This is a genomic window from Kitasatospora acidiphila (genome assembly GCF_006636205.1).
Lineage (GTDB): Bacteria > Actinomycetota > Actinomycetes > Streptomycetales > Streptomycetaceae > Kitasatospora > Kitasatospora acidiphila.
Genome location: NZ_VIGB01000003.1, coordinates 2,286,330 through 2,307,751 on the forward strand (window position 1 = coordinate 2,286,330; position 21,422 = coordinate 2,307,751).

A 21,422-nucleotide genomic window follows, 5' to 3' on the forward strand; every position below is an offset into this window, starting at 1 on the left:
GTCAAGTCGAACGACAACGACGAATGCAACGGCGCACCACCACCCCCTCCATCCCATACGCCCCAACCGCCCACCGCACATAGTTCGCCAACCCGCCATGCGTGACCGCCACACCCTTCGGCCGGCCCGTCGACCCCGAGGTGTAGATCACATACGCCAACTGGCCTGCCAGCAAGTCCAGTTCAGGAGCAGTGGCCGGCTGCGCCGCCAAAGCCCCACCACCAACGGCTCATCCACCGCGATCGTACGAACCCCCCGCCCCACCGGCAGCTCGTCCAGCACCTCCTCCACACCCACCAGCACCGACGCACCACTGTCACGCAACATGAACGCCAACCGCTCCGCCGGATACTCAGGATCCAACGGCACATACGCCGCCCCCGCCTTCCACACACCCAAAATCGCGGCAACCATCTCCACACCACGCGGCAGACACAACCCCACCAACGACTCCGCACCCACACCCTGCAACCGCAGATAATGCGCCAACCGATTCGCCCGCACCTCCAACTCAGCGAACGACACCTCCACACCATCCGCCACCACCGCCACCACATCCGGCGACGCAGCCACCCGCGCCGCGAACAACGCCGGCACCAACCCGGCCCCGAACTCCACCCCAGTCCGGTTCCACTCCTCCACCACCAGACGACGCTCATCCGCGCCCATCACATCCACCGCCGACAACCGCGTCTGCGGCTCAGCGACAACCGTCTCCAGGACCTGGACCAAGCAACCCGCGAAGCGCTCCGTCGTCCCCGCATCGAACAGATCCGCAGCCGCGGTCAACTTCCCACGGATGCCTGCCGGCTTGCCCTGCGCACCGAAGACCTCACCAAGACTCAGTTCCAGGTCGAACTTCGACGCCAGCAGACCCTGTGACGACGCCAGAGCCGATGGCAGCGAGCCCGCCGCACCCACGCCGGACAGATCCAATGCCGCCGAAGCCGTGTTCTGCACCGTGAGCATGACCTGGAACAGCGGGTGCCGGGCCGCGGACCGGACCGGCGCCAGTTCCTCCACCACCCGCTCGAACGGCACATCCTGGTGCGCGAACGCGCCAAGTCCCGCTTCTCGAACCCGATCGAGCACCTGGGCCATCGTCGGGTCGCCGGACAGGTCCGTGCGCATCACCAACGTGTTCACGAAGAACCCGATCAGGTCTTCCAAGGCTTTCTCGGTGCGTCCGGCGATCGCCGCCCCGATCGGGATGTCGTTCCCTGCGCCCAAACGGTTGAGAGTGACCGCCAGCGCGGCCTGCACCACCATGAACAGAGTCACCCCCCGCCCCCTGGTCACCTTCACCAGACGCTCGTGCAGGCCGGCCGGCAGCTCGACTGCCACCGCATGGCCCTGACGACTGGCCACGGCGGGACGCGGCCGATCGGTCGGCAGCTCCAGTTCGGCCGGCGCCCCGGCCAGCGTCTTGCGCCAGTACTCCAGCTGCCGGGAGAGCACGCTGTCCGGATCCCGCTCATCACCGAGCAACTCCCGTTGCCACAGCGCATAGTCCGCGTACTGCACCGGCAGCGGCTCCCACTCCGGTGCCCGGCCCGCGGCCCGCGCCGCATACGCCACCGACACGTCCCGCGCCAACGGCGCCGTCGACCAGCCGTCCCCGGCGATGTGATGAATCACCACCACCAACACGGTGTCGTCGCCGTCCGAGGTGAAGAGCCAGGCCCGCATCGGGATCTCGACGGACAGATCGAACGCGTATGCGATGGCCCCGCTCACGGCGGCGTCCAGCGACTCCTGGGAGACCGCCTCGAGCGCCAGCTCGAACCCGCTGTCCTCGAGCTTGAGGACCCGCTGGTACGGCTCACCGTTCTCGGTCGGGAAGACCGTGCGCAGCACCTCGTGCCGCTGGATCACGTCCCGCAACGCCTCGGCGAGGGCCTCCCGATCCACATCTCCGGTCAGCCGCAGCGCCGTCGGGATGTTATAGGTCGCGCTCGGACCCTCCAACTGACCCAGGAACCACAGCCGACGCTGCGCAAACGACAACGGAATCATCAGTAGTCCTCCTGCTTACGCATCGGCCGCAGAGTGGGCCTAGCTTTGCTCTGGTTCTCGATCTGACTGGCGAGCCAGCCGGCGAGCCCCGCCGGCGTCCGCGCCTCGAACACCACCCGGATCGGCAGTTCGGCCTGCAGCGACTCCCGCACCTCACTGACCAGTCGGGTCGCCAGCAGCGAGTGACCACCCAGCTCGAAGAAGTCGTCCTCGACACCGACTCGCTCGAGTCCCAGGACCTCGGCGAACGCCTGGCACAGCAGCTCCTCCTGCACCGTCGCAGGCTCCCGGCCCGTACCGGCGGCGTACTCCAGTGCGGGCAGGGCTTTGCGGTCCACCTTGCCGTTCGCCGTCAGCGGCAGTTCCTCCAACGCCACCACCGCCGACGGAACCATGTACGCCGGCAGACTCCGAGCCAGGTAGGCCCGCAGGTCCGCCGGATCCAACTGCGCGCCGGCCAGAGGCACGACGTACCCGGCAAGCCGCTGCTCACCCGCACCGCTCCCGTTGACCGTCACCACCGCCTGGGCCACCAGCTCGTGACGCTCCAACGCAGCCTCGATCTCACCCAGTTCGATCCGGAAGCCACGCACCTTGACCTGCGTGTCGACCCGGCCCAGGCACTCCAGCGTCCCGTCCCCGCGCCAGCGGGCCAGATCGCCCGTGCGGTACATGCGCTCACCCACCGGGCCGAACGGGGCGGCAGTGAACCGCTCCGCGGAAAGCCCCGGCCGGCCCAGGTACCCCCGAGCCAACTGCGCACCCGCCAGATACAACTCGCCCACCGCACCCACCGGAACCGGCCGCAGCGCCGAATCCAGCACATAGGCACGCATGTTGGCGAACGGACGACCGATGGTCACCGGACCCTCGCCGACCTCGGCCGAGGTCGCCCAGACCGTGGCCTCCGTCGGACCGTACAGGTTCACCGCCCACACCCCGAGCTCCCGCACCCGGACCGCCAGCTCCTCAGGCAGCGCCTCGCCGCCGACCAGCATCCGCACCCCGCGCGGCCGCCAATCGGCCTCGCCGGCCAGCAGGGCCCGCCACAGCGACGGGACGGCCTGAACAGCGGTCGCCCCGCTGGTGCGGACCAGTTCCCGCAGCGCCACCGCGTCACGCACCGTCTCCCGCTCGGCAAGCACCACAGCCGCCCCGCACAGCAGCGGCAGGAACAGCTCCAGCGCCGCGATGTCGAAAGACACCGTGGTCACGGCCAGCAGGCGGTCGCCGACCCCCAGCGGGACCCGTTGCCCAGCCGCCCGCAGGTGATTCGCCAGCGCCTGGTGAGTGACCACGACTCCCTTGGGACGCCCGGTCGAACCCGACGTGTGGATCACATACACCGGATGGGCCGGCAGCAGCGGAGCGACCAAGTCGGTATCGGTCAGCCGCGACCCCGCCGAACCCGAGCGCTCGGCGCGCACCTCGGCGCTGTCCAGCACCAGCACCGGTCCGTCAACCGAGTCCGGCAGCACCGGTGCACACTGCTCCGTCGTCAGGACGCACACCGGTGCCGCGTCATCCAGCACATGGGCGATCCGCTCCACCGGATACTCCGGATCCACCGGCAGATACGCGCCACCCGCCTTCACCACGGCCAGCAACGCCACCACCAGATCGACGCCGCGCTCCATCAGCACCGCGACCACCGACTCAGGCCCCACACCGCGGCCGATCAGCAAACGCGCCAACCGGTTCGCCCGCGCATCCAACTCCGTGTACGACACCTCGACACCCTCGAACACCACCGCCACCGCGTCCGGCGTCCGCACCACCTGCGCCGCGAACAACCCCGGCAACGTCACATCCACCAGCGGCTGAGCAGTGTCGTTCCACTCCTCCACCACCAGGCGACGCTCAACCTCACCCATCACCTCCACCGCCGCCAGCCGCGACTGCGGAGCCTCGTCCAGAACGGCGACGAGATTGGCCAGGGTGGCGTGCATCAGCTCACAGATCTGCTGTGCGTCGGCCGGTGCCACCGCCTCGACGGTCACTTCGAACCCGGTGGTGCGATCGTCGACGGACACGCTCACGGGGTAGTTGGTGTGGTCGCTCGCGGTCAGCAGCCCGACACCCGAGACTCTGGGACCGCCACCCGGAGCCGGTGCCTGGCTGTGGCGGTAGTTGAGGAGCGAGGTGAACAGCGGGCTGCCGCCTGCCACTCCACTCGCCTGCTGCGCCAGCGACAGCGGCGCGTGCTCGTGCACCAGCAGCTCGGCCAGCTGGCCTCGCATGCCGTCCAGCGCCTCACCCGCACTCTGGCCGTCCAGCCGCACGCGCACCGGCAGGGTGTTCATGAACAGACCCGGCACCCGATCGGCACCCGCACCGGCGTTCATCCGGCCGAACAGCACCGTGCCGAACACCACGTCGTCACGGCCCGACAGCGATGCCAGCACCCGCGCCCACGCCAGGTGGAAGACGGTGGCCGCACTGACGCCCAGGCGGCGCGCCAACTCACGGGTACGGAAGTACAGTTCATCGTCCACCAGGAGGCGTGCCCGGTGTGCGGTACTGCCGTCGCCGTACACGTCCAGCACACCGAAGGGCGCCGTCGTCTCGGTGACGTCGCCGAGCAGCTCGGCGAAGTAGCGCTCGTGCTCCTCCCGCGGGACGCTCAGGCGGGCATGGGCGACGAAGTCGCGGAACGGCAGCGGCTCCGGCAGCGTGTCGGCACGGCCGGACATGACCGCCCGCAGCTCCCCGAGCAGCACGTCCATGGTCGTGTGGTCCTGCACCAGGTGGTGGATCCGCAGCAGGGCCAGCCAGCGGTCACCATCCGGCTCCGCCGCGATGTGCACGCGAATCAGCGGCGCGCTGGCGAGATCCATCCAGGGCTCGCCGAGGGCCATCATCTGCTCGACCGGCTCCGGGCCCTGCGGGTCCAGCACGACCTCCTGGACCGGCAGCTCCGCCCGACGCGACACCACCTGCACCGGCTCCCGCAGCCCCTCCCACACGATCGCCGTGCGGTAGATGTCGTGCCGGACGATCACCGCCCGCAACGCGTCCAGGAACGCGTCCACCCGCTCCCGGGAGTCGAACCCGAGCACGGACGGCACTGCGTACACATCAGCCTCACCGCCGTCGCGGTCGGCGAGCAGGTGGTGGAAGAAGAGTCCCTCCTGGAGCGGGGCCAGCGGGTAGACGTCCTTCACATTGGCCGCGCCGCCCTCGACCGTCGCCACGACCCGCTCGATCTCCGCCGCAGTGAGCTCCACCAGCGGCAGCATCTCGGGCGTGATCCCGGTGACACCCTCAGGAATCAGGTTCGGCGGCACCACCACCTGGACCGGCCCGGCAGCACCGGCCAGCCCGGCCGGCGTCGGCATCTGGAAGAGGGCCTTCACCGAGACGGACACACCCCGCGCCCGGAGGTTCTCCACCAGGGAGACCACAAGGAGCGAGTGGCCACCCAGCATGAAGAAGTCGTCATCGACACCGACCCGGTCCAGTCCCAGGACCTCAGCGAACGCCTGGCACAGGACCTCCTCCTGCACCGTCGCCGGCGCCCGACCCGCACCGGCCGCGTACTCCGGCGCGGGCAGGGCCTTGCGGTCCAGCTTGCCGTTCACCGTCAGCGGCAGCTCCTCCAGCACCACCACCGCCGACGGAACCATGTAGGACGGCAGTCGTTCAGCCACGAACTCACGGACAGTGGCGGCCAGTCCGCTGCTGTCGCCGTTCCCGACGACGTAGGCGACCAGCCGCGGATCCTCACCCGCCTGGTCCTGACGGGCCACGACCACGGCCTGCGCCACGCTCGGGTGCTCGGCCACCACAGCCTGCACCTCACCCGGCTCGATCCGGAAACCACGGATCTTCACCTGCTCGTCCGCACGCCCCGCGAACACCAACTGCCCGTCCACGGTCCACCGCGCCCGGTCACCCGTGCGGTACATCCGCCCACCATCACCGAACGGCGACGCCACGAACCGCTCCGCCGACAGCCCCGCACGACCCACATAGCCACGCGCCAACTGCCCACCCGCGATGTACAACTCACCCGCCACACCCACCGGCACCGGCTGCAAACTGCCATCCAGCACGAACAGCCGCGTGTTCGCCACCGGCGCGCCCATCGGCACCACCGAACCCGAACCGTCCACCCGCCCGGCCGTCACCATCACCGTCGACTCGGTCGGACCATACGTGTTGACCAACCGCCGGCCCGCACTCCAAGCGCGCGCCTGCTCCACCGAGATCGGCTCCGCGCCCACCAACACCGTCGACAGGCCCGGCAGTTCAGCAGGATCCAGCACCGCCAGCAGCGACGGCACCACACTCGCCGCCTCAACCCCACCTCACCCAGCATCTTCACCAGCAGACCCGCATCAGCCCGCTCCGAGGCCGACGCCACCACCAACGTCCCACCCGCCGACAACGTCAACACGACATCCAACACCGAGGCGTCGAAGCTGAACGACGCGAACTGCAGCACCCGCGTCCCCACCTGCACACCCAGGTGCGGACCCAACGCCACAGCCATACCAGCCACCGCACCATGAGTGACCGCCACACCCTTCGGCCGACCCGTCGACCCCGACGTATAGATCACATACGCCAACTGACCCTCAGCCAGCTCCACCTCCGGAGCCGTGGCCGGCTGCGCCGCCACCTCCGGCCCGGCCACATCCAGCCCACCCTCACCCAACACCAGGCCCGCACCACTGTCCGCCACCATGAACGCCAACCGCTCCGCCGGATACTCAGGGTCCAGCGGTACGTACGCTGCCCCCGCCTTCCACACACCCAGGATCGCGGCAACCATCTCCACACCGCGCGGCAGGCACAGACCCACCACCGACTCGGCACCCACACCCCGACCCACCAGGAAATGCGCCAGCCGGTTCGCCCGCGCATCCAACTCCGCATACGACAGCTCGACACCCTCACACACCACCGCCACCGCACCAGGCAACTCCGCAGCCCGCCGCGCCACCAACTCCGGCACCAGCGAACCAACCCCCACCACCGACCCGTTCCAGCCGGTCAGCACCAGAGCACGCTCAGCCTCACCCAGCACATCCACCGAAGCAAGGCGCGTCTGCTCCGGGGCACCCTCCAGGGCCGCAACCAGATTGCCCAGGCAGGTGTGCAGCAGCAACCCCACCTGCTGCGGGTCGATCGAAGCCACCGCATCGACGGTCAGGCCGAACCCCGTCTGGTCGTCATCGACGGCGATGCTCAGCGGGTAGTTGGTCAGATCCCGCGCGGAGAGCACGCCGATGCCCTCGAAGCCGGAGCCCGTGTCCCGCGCGGCGGGCTGATTGTGCCGGTAGTTGAAGATCGAGGTGAACAGCGGGCTGCCGCCCGCCATCCCGCTCGCCTTCTGCGCCAGCGCCAGCGGCGCGTGCTCGTGCACCAGCAGCCCTGCCAACTGGTGCCGGATGCCGTCCAGCGCCGCACCCGCAGTCTGCCCGTCCACTCGCACCCGCACCGGCAGCGTGTTGAGGAACAGGCCCGGCACCCGGTCCGAACCGGCACCGGAGTTCATCCGGCCGAACAGCACCGTGCCGAACACCACATCGTCCCGGCCGCTCACCGCACCCAGCACCCGCGCCCACGCCAGGTGGAACACCGTGGCCGGACTCACGCCCTGTCGCCGCGCCAAGCCCCGTACGCGCTCAGCCAGTTCAGGGTCAATAGCAAGCTGTGCGCGCACCGAGTCGGATCCGTCGCCATGGACGTCGAGCAGGCCGAACGGCGCCGTCGGCTCCGTCACATCACCGAGCAGTTCGGCGAAGTAGCGCTCGTGCTCCGCACGTGGCACGCCCAGCCGGGCCTGCGCCACGAAGTCCCGGAACGGCAGGGGCGCCGGCAGCGTGTCGGCACGGCCGGACATGAACGCCCGCAGCTCCCCGAGCAGTACGTCCAGCGTGGTGTGGTCCTGCGCCAGGTGGTGGATCCGCAGCATCGCCAGCCGGCGCTCACCCCCCGGCTCGGCGGTGACATGCACGTCCATCAACGGAGCGCTGCTGAGATCCATCCAGGACCTGCCGAGAGCGGTCAACTGCTCGATCGGGTCAGGGCCCTGCGGGTCCAGCACGACCTGGTGGACCGGCAGCTCCACCCGGCGCGACACCACCTGCACCGGCTCGCGCAGACCCTCCCACACAATCGCCGTGCGGTAGATGTCATGCCGGTCCACCACCTGCCGCAGCGCATGGAGGAACGCGTCCAACCTCTCCGGCGAGTCGAACTCCAGCACCAGCGGCTGTGCGTACACATCGACCTCGCCACGCTCCCGATCGGCGATCAGGTGGTGGAAGAAGAGTCCTTCCTGCAGCGGGGCCAGCGGGTAGACGTCCTTCAGATTGGCCGCGCCGCCCTCGACCGTCGCCACGATCCGCTCGACCTCGGCCGGGGCCAGCTCCACCAGCGGCAGCATCTCCGGCGTGATCTCGGTGGTGCCCTCGGGGATCAGGTTCGCCGGGACCACCACCTGGGCCGACCCGGTCGATTCGGCCAGACCGGCCGGCGTCGGCGACTGGAACATCGCCTTCACCGAGACCGGCACGGCCCGCTCACGCAGCCGCTCCACCAGCCGGATCGCCAGTAGCGAGTGCCCGCCGAGCGCGAAGAAGTCGTCATCGACGCCCACGCTCTCCAGACCCAGTACCTCGGCGAATGCCTGGCAGAGCACCTCCTCGCGCGCGTTCGCCGGGCCGCGTCCGGAGCCGGCGGCGTACTCGGGCGCCGGCAGGGCCTTGCGGTCCAGCTTGCCGTTCGCGGTCAGCGGGAACTGCTCAAGACACACCACGGCGGACGGCACCATGTAGTCCGGCAGCCGGGCGCCGACGAACTCCCGAACCGAAGCGGTGAGTTCGCCCATCGGCTCGGCCGCGACCACATACGCCACCAGACGCCGATCGCCGGACAGGTCCTCGCGCACCACCACGACCGCCTGAGTCACCTGCGGATGCGCGGCCACTGCGGTCTGGACCTCGCCGGGTTCGATCCGGAAACCGCGGATCTTCACCTGGTCGTCCGCCCGTCCCAGGTACTCCACCTGGCCGGCGGCGTTCCAGCGCGCCAGGTCGCCGGTCCGGTACATCCGAGTGCCCGGCTCGAATGGGTTCGCCACGAACCGCTCCGCAGTGAGCGCCGCACGGTCGGCGTAGCCCCGGGCCAGCCCCGCGCCCGCTACGTACAGTTCACCGGAAGCGTTCGGCGGCACCGGGGAGAGCCACTGGTCCAGGACGTAGAGACGGGTGTTCCCGATCGGCGCGCCGATCGGGACGACCCCGCCGGCCAGCGAGTCGTCGGTCAGTCGGGTGGTCGCGACGCCGATCGTGGTCTCGGTCGGCCCGTAGTGGTTGAACACCCCGCAGTCACCCGCAGCCGCCAGCAACTCCCGCACCAGCGCCGGAGAAGCCGCCTCGCCACCGAGGATCACCGAGGTCGACGGCAGGACCTCCGCAAGGTCACGCCCGGCGGACAGCGCCGCCAGGTGCGAGGGCACCACCTTCAGGTAGTCGATCGCGTGGTCGGCCAGGTAGGCGGACACCGCCGCCGGATCGGTGGTCGCGTCCTCGTCCAGGATGTGCAACTGCCCACCGGTGGCGAGGCTCGCGAACACCATGGTGTTGCCGAGGTCGGTGGCCTGCGCCTGCAGCAGCGCGTAGCGGCCGCCGGGCGCGCCCAGGCCGAGGCGTGCGGCGACCGACGCCACGTAGTTCGTCAGTGAGCCATGGGTGACCATCACGCCCTTGGGCAGGCCGGTCGACCCGGAGGTGTAGATCACGTACGCGAGCGCCTCGGCCGCCACGTCGATCGCGCACGGGGTGTCCGGGCACGACTCGATCGCCCCCGCCGTCGCAGGATCGTCGAGGAACAGCACCGGCAGCCCGTCGACCGGCAGCTCGTCCGTGCTGAGGACCAACCGGGCACCGCTGTCCGCCAGCAGGTGGGCGAGGCGGTCGGCCGGCTGCTTCGGGTCGATCGGCAGGTAGGCGGCGCCCGCCTTCCAGACGGCGAGGATCGCCGTTATCGTCGCCGTCCCGCGCGGCAGGCAGAGGGCCACCAGCGACCCGGCGCCGATTCCCTGGTTCAGCAGGTGGTGTGCGAGCCGGTTGGCGCGGGCATCCAGTTCCGCATAGCTGACCCCGGCGCCGTCCGCGACGATCGCCACCGCATCCGGCGTCCGCGCCACCTGCGCCTCGAACAGGCTCGGCAGCGAGGTGGCCGAGACCTCGGTCGCAGTGTCGTTCCAGGTCACCAGGACCTGCTGGCGCTCGTCCTGGCCGAGGATCTCCAGGGAGCTCAACCGCTGCGCCGGCTGCTCGGACAGTGACCTCAGCACCCACAGCAGGCGCTCGGTCAGCCGCTCGACCGAGACGGTCTCGAAGAGGTCCGCCGATGCGACCACCGAACCGCGCAGGCCTGCCGCGTGACCGTCAGCGTCGAAGAGTTCCGCCAGGCTCAGGTTCAGGTCGAACTTGGCCGTCGCTGCCTCGGTCGTCACGGCCTCGGCCGTGATGCCAGGGAGGTCGAGGACGGCGCCCGTGTTGTTCTGCAGGGTCAGCATCACCTGGAACAACGGGTGGCGCGCCAACGAGCGGGCCGGGGCCAGCTCCTCCACCAGCTTCTCGAACGGCACGTCCTGGTGCGCGAACGCCGACAGGCTCACCTCACGCACCCGACCCAGCACCTCGCGGAAGGTGGGGTTGCCCGACAGATCCGTGCGCAGGACCAGGGTGTTGACGAAGAAGCCCACCAGGTCGTCGAGTGCCTCGTCGGTGCGGCCGGCGTTGGCCGAGCCGATCGGGATGTCGGTGCCGGCGCCCAGGCGGCTGAGGGTCGCCGCGAGGGCGGCCTGCAGCACCATGAACACCGTCACGCCCTCGGCCCGCGCCAACTCCACCAGCCGCGCGTGCACATCGGCCGGCACCTCGACCGGCACCGCCACACCCGGTAGCTCGCCACCGCGGGACGCGAACGATCGAACGGCAGCTCCAGCTCCTCCGGCACACCCGACAGCGCACCACGCCAGTAGTCGATCTGACGGGCCATCAGACTGTCGCGGTCCTGCTCGTCCCCGAGCAGGTCACGCTGCCACAGCGCATAATCCGCGTACTGCACCGGCAACGGCTCCCACACAGGAGCCCGGCCAGCGCTGCGTGCCGCATACGCGGCCGACACATCCGCCGCCAGCGGACCCATCGACCAACCATCCCCCGCGATGTGGTGAACCGTCACCACCAAAACCTGCTCGTCGGCACCGACAGTGAACAGCCAAGCCCGGATCGGGAGTTCGGTAGCAAGGTCGAAGGCATAACCGGTCGCCTCGGCGATCGCACCGTCCAACCGCTCGGCAGTCACATCGACCCGCCGCACCGCCCAGTCCAGCTCACCCGACTCCAGGATCCGCTGGAACGGCTCACCATCAGCCACCGCGAAGACCGTCCGCAGCACCTCGTGCCGGCCGATCACATCCCGCAGCGCCGCATCCAACGCCCCCCGATCCACCTCACCCGACAGTCGCAGCACCACCGGCAGGTTGTACGTCGCACTCGGCCCCTCCAACTGACCGATGAACCACAACCGCCGCTGAGCGAACGACAACGGCACCCGCTCCGGCCGCGCCATCGCGGTCACGGCAGTCCGGCCCGTGGCGGCCTCGCCCAGCCGGGCGGCCAACGCGGCCGGGGTCGGCGCCTCGAACAGCGCCCGGATGGGCAGTTCCACTCCCAGCAGGGTGCGCACCCGGCTCAACACCCGCACGGCGAGCAGGGAGTGGCCGCCGAGGACGAAGAAGTCGTCATCGACACCGACGCTCTCCAGGCCCAGCACCTCGGCGAAGGCCTGGCAAAGCAGTTCTTCCTGGATGCCGGCGGGCGCTCGGCCGGCACCGGTGGCGTATTCGGGTGCGGGCAGGGCCTTGCGGTCCAGCTTGGCGTTGGCCGTCAACGGCAACGCCTCCAGGACCACCACCGCCGAGGGCACCATGTACGACGGCAACCGACCACCAACGAACTCCCGTACAGACGCGACAAGTTCAGCCGCATCTCCGCCCCCGCCGGCAACAACGTAGGCCACCAGGCGCTTGTCACCCGGCACATCCTCACGAGCAACCACCGCCGCCTGAACAACCCGCGGATGCGCGGCCACCACCGACTCCACCTCACCCGGCTCCACCCGGAACCCGCGGATCTTCACCTGCTCATCCGCACGCCCCGCGAACACCAACCGCCCATCCGCCGACCACTTCACCCGGTCACCCGTGCGATACAACCGGCCACCCGCCACACCGAACGGGTCCGCCACGAACCGCTCACCCGTCAGACCCGGACGGTTCAGATAACCGCGCGCCAACCCCGCACCCGCCACATACAACTCCCCCGCCACACCCACCGGCACCGGAGCCAAGAACTCGTCCAACACGTACACCCGGGTGCCGTCCAACGGCCCACCGATCGGCAGCACCTCACCCAGCGCCTCCGGCGAACCCACCTCGTGCTGCGTGGCGCACAACGTCACCTCCGTCGGCCCGTACAGGTGCCGCACCACCACACCTCGGCACACCTCCAGCACCCGGCGCACCGCACCCACCGGCACCACGTCACCACCGGTCAACACCTCACGCACACCCGCGAAGCACTGCGGATCCTGCTCCGCGATCACCCGGAACAGACCCGCCGTCACATGCACGTGCGACACGGCGTGGTCGACCACTAGCGACCGCAGCACCCCCGCATCCACCGCACCCGTCGGCGCCACCACCACCGTCGCACCCGACAGCAACGCCACCCACACCTCGTACGAGGAGGCATCGAAGGCGTGCGGGGCCTGGAACAACACCCGATCCCCCGACCCCACACCCCAATGCGAAGCCGACGCCAACTCCACCAGATCCCGCTGCGTGGTCACCACACCCTTGGGCACACCCGTCGAACCCGAGGTGTACATCACATACACCGGGCACCCCGGACCCACCCCAGCGCCGGTCACCTCCACCGACCCGGCCGGCAGATCCCCACCATCGACCACCAGCACCGGCGCTTCCACCGACTCCGGCACCCGCGAGGCAGCATCCCGCGTGGTCAGCACACACACCGGCGCCGCGTCCTGGAACACGAACCCGATCCGCTCCGACGGATACTCCACATCCACCGGCAGATACGCACCACCCGCCTTCACCACCGCCAGCAACGCCACCAACAGCTCCACCGAGCGGTCCATCACCACACCGACCAGCGACTCCGCGCCGACCCCGTGATCCCGCAGCACACCCGCCAACGCAGCAGCCCGCGCATCCAACTCCGCGTACGACAGCTCCACACCACCGGACACCACCGCCACCGCATCCGGCGTCCGCGCCACCTGCGCCGCGAACACCTCCGCCACCGACAGCTCCGGAACAGCAACAGCCGTGTCGTTCCAGTCAGTCAGCAGCCGCTCCCGCTCGGCCTCATCCAGCACCCGCACCGCCGACAACCGCGTCTGCGGCTCAGCGACAACCGTCTCCACCACCCGCAGCAGCCAGCCCGCGAAACGCTCCGCCGTCCCCGCATCGAACAGATCCGCAGCCACGATCAACGAGCCCTGCAAGCCGGCAGGAGAACCCGCGCCGTCGTAGACCTCGCCAACCGACAGCTCCAGGTCGAACTTGGCCGCGCCCGCCCCCGTCCCGCCGGCCAGCGGGTCGATCCGCAGACCGGGGAGCTCCAACGCCACCGATGCCGTGTTCTGGACGGTCAGCATGACCTGGAACAGCGGGTGCCGAGCCAGCGACCGGACCGGCGCCAACTCCTCCACCAGCTTCTCGAACGGCACGTCCTGGTGCGCGAACGCCCCAAGACTGGCCTCCCGCACCCGATCGAGCACCTGAGCCACGGTCGGGTCGCCGGACAGGTCGGTACGCATCACCAGCGTGTTGACGAAGAACCCGACCAGTTCGTCCAGCGCCTCATCCGTGCGCCCGGCCACCGCCACGCCGACGGGAATGTCGTTCCCCGCACCCAAGCGGTTGAGGGTGACCGCGAGGGCGGCCTGGAGCACCATGAACAGGGTCGATCCCTGCTCTCGCGCAACGTCCAGCAGGCGCCTGTGCAACTCCCCGGGCACCCGCAGCTCGACCCGATGTCCACCGTGGCCGGCCACCGCCGGACGCGGTCGATCGGTCGGCAGCTCCAGTTCGACCGGCGCCCCGGCCAACGCCTCGCGCCAGTACGCCACCTGCCCGGACAGCACGCTGCTCGGATCCCGCTCATCCCCGAGCAGTTCACGCTGCCACAGCGCGTAGTCCGCGTACTGCACCGGCAGCGGCTCCCACTCGGGCGCCCGATCGGCCACCCTCGCCTCGTACGCCACCGACAGATCCCGCGCCAACGGCGCCACCGACCAGCCGTCCCCGGCGATGTGATGCACCACCACGACCAGCACGTGGTCGACCGGACCCACCGCGAACAGCGTTGCCTGCAAAGGGATCTCGGACGAGAGGTCGAACGCGTACGCGCCCGCTGCGGCCACCCGGGCCGGCAGCTCTTCCGAGGCCGCGTCGACAACCGCGAGCTCGAACCCGGCATCCTCGACATCGAGCACGCGCTGGTACGGCTCGCCGTCAACCGCAGCGAACACCGTGCGGAGAACCTCGTGACGCCCGATGACGTCCCGCAGTGCGGCGCTCAGCGCCGCCCGCTCCACCTGCCCGGTCAGCCGCACGGCCATCGGGAGGTTGTAGGTCGCGCTCGGACCCTCCAACTGCCCCAGGAACCACAGCCGGTGCTGCGCGAACGACAGCGGCACCCGCTCCGGACGCACCATCGGCACCAACGCCACCCGGCCCGCGCCGGCCTCACCCAGCCACGCCGCGACCGCGGCAGGAGTCGGACGCTCGAACAGCGCCCGCAACGGCAACTCCACGCCCAGCACGACCCGGATCCGGCTCACCAGACGCGTCGCCAGCAGCGAATGACCACCCAGCATGAAGAAGTCGTCCTCAACACCGACCGCGGGCAGCCCGAGCACCTCGGCGAACGCCTCGCACAGCATCCGCTCCTGCTCGGTGGCCGGCTCCCGACCCGCACCGGCGGCAGCCGCGAAGTCCGGCGCCGGCAGCGCACGGCGGTCGAGCTTGCCATTCACCGACAGCGGCAGCGCATCCAGCACCACCACCGCCGACGGAACCATGTAGGACGGCAACCGCTCACCCACGAACTCCCGCACCAGCACGCCAAGTTCACCAGAGACATCCACGGCCGTCACAACATAGGCCACCAGACGCTTGTCACCCGGCACGTCCTCACGCGCCACCACCACAGCCTGAACGACCTGCGGATGCGCGGCAACCGCCGCCTGCACCTCACCCAACTCGATCCGGAAACCACGGACCTTCACCTGCTCATCCGCACGCCCCAGATACTCGATCTCACCATCCCGACTCCACCGCACCAAGTCACCCGTGCGATACAACCGCTCCCCCGCCGCACCGAACGGCGACGCCACGAAACGCTCCGCCGTCAAACCCGCACGCCCCAGATACCCACGCGCCAACCCCGCACCCGCCAGATACAACTCACCCGCCACACCCGGAATCACCGGCTGCAACGACCCGTCGAGCACATAAGCGCGCGCATTGGCGATCGGCCGCCCGATCGGCACCGCACCCGCCACCTCACCCTCGGCGAACCACGCCGTCGAGTACACCGTCGCCTCGGTCGGACCATAGATGTTCGCCACCCGCACCCCCGGCAGCGCACCACGAATCGCCGACACCGCATCCGCCGTCAACGCCTCACCCGCCAGCACCACCGTCCTCGGCGCCACCGACAACCCCTCACCCGCCAAGACCTGCGCGAACGCCGACGGCACACCACTGACCAGCGACACACCCCACTCGGTACGCCCACCATCGGCCAGCGCCAGCAGATCCGGCACCACCTCCACCGAACCACCCGACACCAACGGCCCGAACAACTCGAACACCGACACATCGAAGTTGAACGACGTCGACACCAACACCCGCTCGAAGTCGCCACCCCCGAACACACCCGACGCCCACGACAACAACGCCGCCACCGAACGATGCTCGACCACCACACCCTTCGGCCGACCCGTCGACCCCGACGTGTAGATCACATACGCCGGATGCGCCAAACCCAACGGCGCCAACCGCTCCGCATCCGACAGCACACCAGCCGACAGACCCGCCAACGAGGCCACCGTCTCCGGAGCATCCAGCACCACCGACCGCACCGAACCCGGCACCACCGAGACCGTAGCCCCCGACACCAACGCCACCACCGGCAACGCATCCGCCACCATGAACCCGATCCGCTCCACCGGATACCCCGGATCCACCGGCAGATACGCACCCCCCGCCTTCAACACACCCAACAACGCCACCACCGCATCCACACCACGCGGCAGACACACCGCCACCACCGACTCCGGACCAACCCCCTCACCCACCAGCAAACGCGCCAACCGGTTCACCCGCGCATCCAACTCCGCATACGACACCTCGACACCCTCGAACACCACCGCCACCGCACCCGGCGTCCGCACCACCTGCGCCTCGAACAACCCCGGCAAGGTGGACGGCTCGACCTCGACCGCCGGTCCGCTGCTCGCGGCCAGGAGCCGCTCGCGCCCTGCGGTGTCCAGTACCTCCACGGCGCTCAGCGGGAGGTCCCGGTTGCTCTCCAGCGCTGCCACCAGACTGCCCACGACGGTGTGCAGCAGCGTGCACACCATCGACGCGTCGATCTGGGCCATCGCGTCGACCGTCAGCCGGAAGCCGGTCCCGAGGTCATCGACTGCCACCAGGAGCGGGTAGTTGGTGCGCTCCCGAATGTGCCGCACGGTGATTCCGTCCAGCACGGCACCGTCCGACTGTCCCGGCTCCTTGGCGGCGCCCTGGGCAGCGGCCTGGTTGTGCCGGTAGTTGAAGAGCGAGGTGAACAGCGGGCTGCCGCCCGTCACCCCGCTGGCCCGCTGCGCCAGTGCCAGCGGCGCGTGCTCGTGCACCAGCAGCTCGGCCAACTGCCGCCGCACCCCGGACAGAGCCTCGACCACCCCCTGCGAGCCGGCGCTCACCCGCATCGGCAAGGAGTTGATGAAGGGTCCCTGGACCTGATCGGCGCCGCTGCCGGCGTTCATCCGGCCGAACAGCACCGTGCCGAACACCACATCGTCACGACCGCTCACCGCACCCAGCACCCGCGCCCATGCCAGGTGGAACACGGTTGCCGGGCTCACCCCGAGCTCGCGGGCCAGGCCCCGCAGCCGCCCGGTCAGTTCCTCGTCGACGGGCAGCTGGGCGCGCTCCACCGCGGCACCGTCGCTGTGCACGTCCAGCAGGCCGAACGGGGCGGTGGTCTCGGTGACGTCGCCCAGCAGCTCGGCGAAGTACCGCTCGTGCTCCTCACGCGGCACGCCGAGGCGGGCCTGGGCGACGAAGTTGCGGAACGGCAGCGCCTCAGGCAGCGCCGCGCCCCGGCCTGCGAGGAAGGCGCGCACCTCCCGCAGCAGCGCCTCCTGGGTGGTGTGGTCCCGGACCATCTGGTGGATGCGCAGCACGGCCAGCCAGCCGTCGCCATCCGGTTCGGCGGCGATGTGCATGTCCATCAGCGGGGCGCGGCCGAGCTCCATCCAGGCGCCCGCGACGGCCAGCAGCTGCTCCACCGCGTCCGCGCCGTCCGGGTCCAGCGCGACTTCCTGGACGGGCAGTTCGGCGTGTCGGGTCACGACCTGGACCGGCTCGCGCAGGCCCTCCCAGACGATCGCCGTGCGGTAGATGTCGTGCCGGTCCACGATCTGCTGCATCGCGCCGAGGAAGGCGTCGAGCAGCGCACGGGAGTCGAACCCGAGCACGATCGGCAGCACGTAGACATCACGGCCCTCACCCGTGGCCATCAGGTGGTGGTAGAAGACCCCTCCTGGAGCGGGGCCAGCGGGTAGACGTCCGCCACATTCGCAGGACCACCGGGCACCTTCGCCACGACCAACTCGATCTCGGCCTCGGTCAGCTCCACCAGTGGCAGCATCTCGGGCGTGATCTCCGTGGCGCCGTCCGGGATCGCGTTCGCCGGCACTGCCACCTGCTCCGGCCCGGTCACCACGGCCAGACTCGCCACGGTCGGGGTCTCGAAGAGCGCCCGGATCGATATCGACACCCCACGCACCCGCAACTTCTCCACCAGCGACACCGCCAACAGCGAATGCCCGCCCAACGCGAAGAAGTCGTCATCGACCCCGACACTCTCCAGGCCCAGGATCTCGGCGAACGCCTCGCACAGGATCTCCTCCTGCGCGGTGGCCGGCCCACGACTCGACACCCCGGCCGCCGCCGCGAAGTCGGGGGCCGGCAGCGCCTTGCGGTCCAACTTCCCGTTGCCCGCCAGCGGCAGGGCATCCAGAACCACGATCGCCGAGGGGACCATGTGCTCCGGCAGGCGCGCGGCCACGAAGGTGCGCACCGCGCCCGCGAGCGTGTCATCCGCATCCTCGGGGTCGTCCGCGACCACATAGCCGATCAGGCGACGCTCACCCGGCACATCCTCACGAGCCACCACAGCAGCCTGCGCGATCAGCGGGTGAGCCGTCAGGACACTGGCCACCTCGCCCGGCTCGATCCGGAAACCACGGATCTTCACCTGCTCGTCGGCACGGCCCAGGAACACGATCTCGCCATCGGCCGTCCAACGCGCCCGGTCACCCGTGCGGTACATCCTGGCACCCTGCTCGAACGGGCACGCCACGAACCGCTCCGCGGTCAAGTCAGGACGGCGCACATAGCCGCGCGCCAGCTGCGCACCCGCCACATACAACTCACCCGCGACACCCACCGGCACCGGGTTGAGCCGCTCATCCAGCACGTAGAAACGGGTGTTGGCCACCGGCGAACCCACCGGAACCACCCCACCCGGGGTCAGGCGGGTGGTCGCGACACCGATCGTGGTCTCCGTCGGACCGTAATGGTTGAACACCCGCCGCTCACCAGCCGCGGCCAGCAGCTCATCAACCCACCCGGGCGAGGCGGCCTCACCACCCAGCACCACCGACCGCCCCGGCAGCACCCGCTCCAAACCACCCACCGCACCCAGCGCCGCCAGATGCGAGGGCACCACCTTCACAAAGTCGATCCCGTGCTCGGCCACATAGTCCGCGACCAGACGCGGATCGGTGACCGCCTCCTCCCCCAGGACATGCAGCTCACCACCCGACACCAGGCTCGCGAACAGCACCGTGTTCCCCAGATCGGTGGCCTGCGCCTGCAACAGCGCATACCGACCGCCCTCGAAACCGACCCGGGCCGGCACCGAGGAGACGTAGTTCGCCAGACCCCCATGCGTGACGGCCACACCCTTCGGACGACCCGTCGAACCGGAGGTGTAGATCACGTATGCCAGCGCCTGCGGATCCACCGCCACGCCAGGCGAGGTGATCGCCGCACCCGCCAACTGCATCGCCGTCAACGTGCCGTCCACCGCCACCAGACGCACCCCGACGGAGGGCAGGTCCTCCAACACCTCATCGGTGGTCAGCACGAGTTGCGCGCGGGAGTCCTTCACCGTGAACGCGACCCGCTCCGCCGGCTGGGACACGTCCACCGGCAGATACCCGGCCCCCGCCTTCCACACCGCCAAGATCCCCGCGATCATCTCCACACCACGCGGCAACGCCAACCCCACCACCGACTCCGGACCAACACCCTGGCTGATCAGATAGTGGGCAAGGCGGTTCGCCCGCGCATCCAACTCCGCATACGACACCGACACGCCATCGGCGACAACCGCCACCGCCTCCGGCGTCCGCGCCACCTGCGCCTCGAACACCTGCGGAACCATCAACCCGGATCCGGCCGCAGCGGTGTCGTTCCACTCCGACAGCACCCGGCGACGCTCATCCGCACCCAGCACATCCACCGCGTCGACCCGGGCCTGCGGGTCATCGGCCATCGCCGTCAGCACCCGTGCCAGGGAGCCCGCGATCAGCCGGGCGACATCGGCGTCGAACAGGTCTGCCGCCGCAGTCAGCACGCCCCGGATCCCCGCCGGCGCGCCCTGCGCGTCGAAGCTCTCGCCGACCATCAGGTCCAGGTCGAACTTGGCTCCCGGACGGCCCAGCGGCCAAGCCTCGATCCGCACGCCCGGCAGCTCCATGCCCAAGCCGGTGTTCTGCATGGTCAGGACCGTCTGGAAGAGCGGCTGGCGGCCCAGCGAGCGCGCCGGGGCCAGCACCTCCACCAGCTTCTCGAACGGGACGTCCTGGTTCTCCAGCCCGTCCAGTGCCACGTCGCGCACGCGCTGCAGCAGCTCGTCGAAGGTCGGGTCATCGGACAGGTCCGTGCGGATCACCAAGGTGTTGACGAAGCAGCCGACCAGGTCGTTCAGGATCGGATCGGTACGCCCCGCGATGGCCGACCCGATCGGGATGTCACGGCCCGCGCCCAGGCGGGACAGCGTCACCGCCATCGCCGCCTGCAGCACGACGAACATGCTGGCCCGGCGTTCGCGCGCGAGGCGGAGCAGCCGGCCGTGCACCTCGGCCGACACCTCCAGCTCCGCCTGGTGGCCGCGGTGCGAGGCGACCGCCGGACGCGGCCGGCTGACCGGCAGCTCCAGTTCCTCGGGCAGCCCGGCCAACGCCTCGCGCCAGTAGTCCACCTGCTGCGACAGCAGGCTGTCCGGGTCGGTCTCGTCGCCGAGCGACTCGCGCTGCCACACGGCGTAGTCGGTGTACTGCACCGGAAGCGGTTCCCACCCCGGCTCGCGGCCCTCCAGCCGCGCCGCGTAGGCGAGGGACAGATCGCGCGTCAGCGGACCGATCGACCAGCCGTCACCGGCGATGTGGTGCACGACAACCACGAGCACCTGCTCATCCGGCCCGTCGGAGAACAGCCAGGCGCGCAGCGGGATCTCGGTGGCGAGGTCGAAGGCGTGGCGGGACGCCCCGGTGACCGCGGCGTCCAGCTCCTCCGGCGCCACCTCGATCGCCGGCAGTTCGAACCGCGCCTCGGCGAGCGGCAGCACGTTCTGGTAGGGCTGGCCGTCGGCGGTCTCGGGGAAGACGGTCCTGAGCACCTCATGGCGCTCGATCAGGTCACGGAAGGCGGCGTTCAGCGCCTTGTGGTCCAACCGCCCGGTGATCCGGGCCGCCATCGCGGTGTTGTAGATGGCGGAGGCTCCTTCGAGCTGCCACAGGAACCACAGCCGGCGCTGGGCGAACGACAACGGAATCAACGGGACTCCTCCTGCTTGCGCACCGGCCGCAATGCGAGCCTGGCCTGCTTCTTCTTTCCATCGGTCAGTTCGGCTGGCGCGGCCGCGATCGCGGCCGGCGTCGACGCCTCGTCATGCACTCGCACTGGCAACTTGACCCCCAGCAGCGCCCACACCCGGCTGACCAACTGGGTGGCCGGCACCGAGTGACCGCCGAGGGTGAAGAAGCCG

At 70.0% G+C, this 21,422-nt stretch carries 5 protein-coding genes and 2 pseudogenes; all 7 read right to left on the reverse strand.

Going from position 1 to position 21,422, the window contains the following annotated elements; all coding sequences use genetic code 11:
* Window position 1: 1 nt before the first annotated feature.
* Window positions 2–151, reverse strand: a complete 150-nt coding sequence (locus E6W39_RS44080) for an AMP-binding protein (RefSeq protein WP_181799207.1) — start codon at window positions 149–151, stop codon at window positions 2–4.
* Entirely contained in the window at window positions 148–669 is a 522-nt protein-coding gene (locus E6W39_RS44505; RefSeq protein ID WP_456152139.1) for an AMP-binding protein, read from the reverse strand. Before E6W39_RS44505 ends, E6W39_RS44080 begins: the two co-directional genes overlap by 4 nt.
* Window positions 670–708: 39 nt before the next feature.
* A pseudogene (locus E6W39_RS41325) lies at window positions 709–6,305 on the reverse strand (amino acid adenylation domain-containing protein); the annotation flags it as partial.
* A gap of 35 nt (window positions 6,306–6,340) precedes the next feature.
* A pseudogene (locus E6W39_RS42850) lies at window positions 6,341–10,933 on the reverse strand (amino acid adenylation domain-containing protein); the annotation flags it as partial.
* Window positions 10,861–17,883, reverse strand: coding sequence for a non-ribosomal peptide synthetase (locus E6W39_RS11310; RefSeq protein ID WP_141633429.1), 7,023 nt, complete (start codon window positions 17,881–17,883; stop codon window positions 10,861–10,863). The gene E6W39_RS11310 and the pseudogene E6W39_RS42850, both read right to left, overlap by 73 nt.
* On the reverse strand, window positions 17,883–21,212 hold the full coding sequence (locus E6W39_RS11315; RefSeq protein WP_141633430.1) for a non-ribosomal peptide synthetase: 3,330 nt from the start codon (window positions 21,210–21,212) through the stop codon (window positions 17,883–17,885). The genes E6W39_RS11310 and E6W39_RS11315 overlap by 1 nt, the downstream gene beginning before the upstream one ends.
* Window positions 21,209–21,394, reverse strand: coding sequence for a hypothetical protein (locus E6W39_RS42855; RefSeq protein ID WP_181799208.1), 186 nt, complete (start codon window positions 21,392–21,394; stop codon window positions 21,209–21,211). The genes E6W39_RS11315 and E6W39_RS42855 overlap by 4 nt, the downstream gene beginning before the upstream one ends.
* Window positions 21,395–21,422 lie beyond the last annotated feature (28 nt).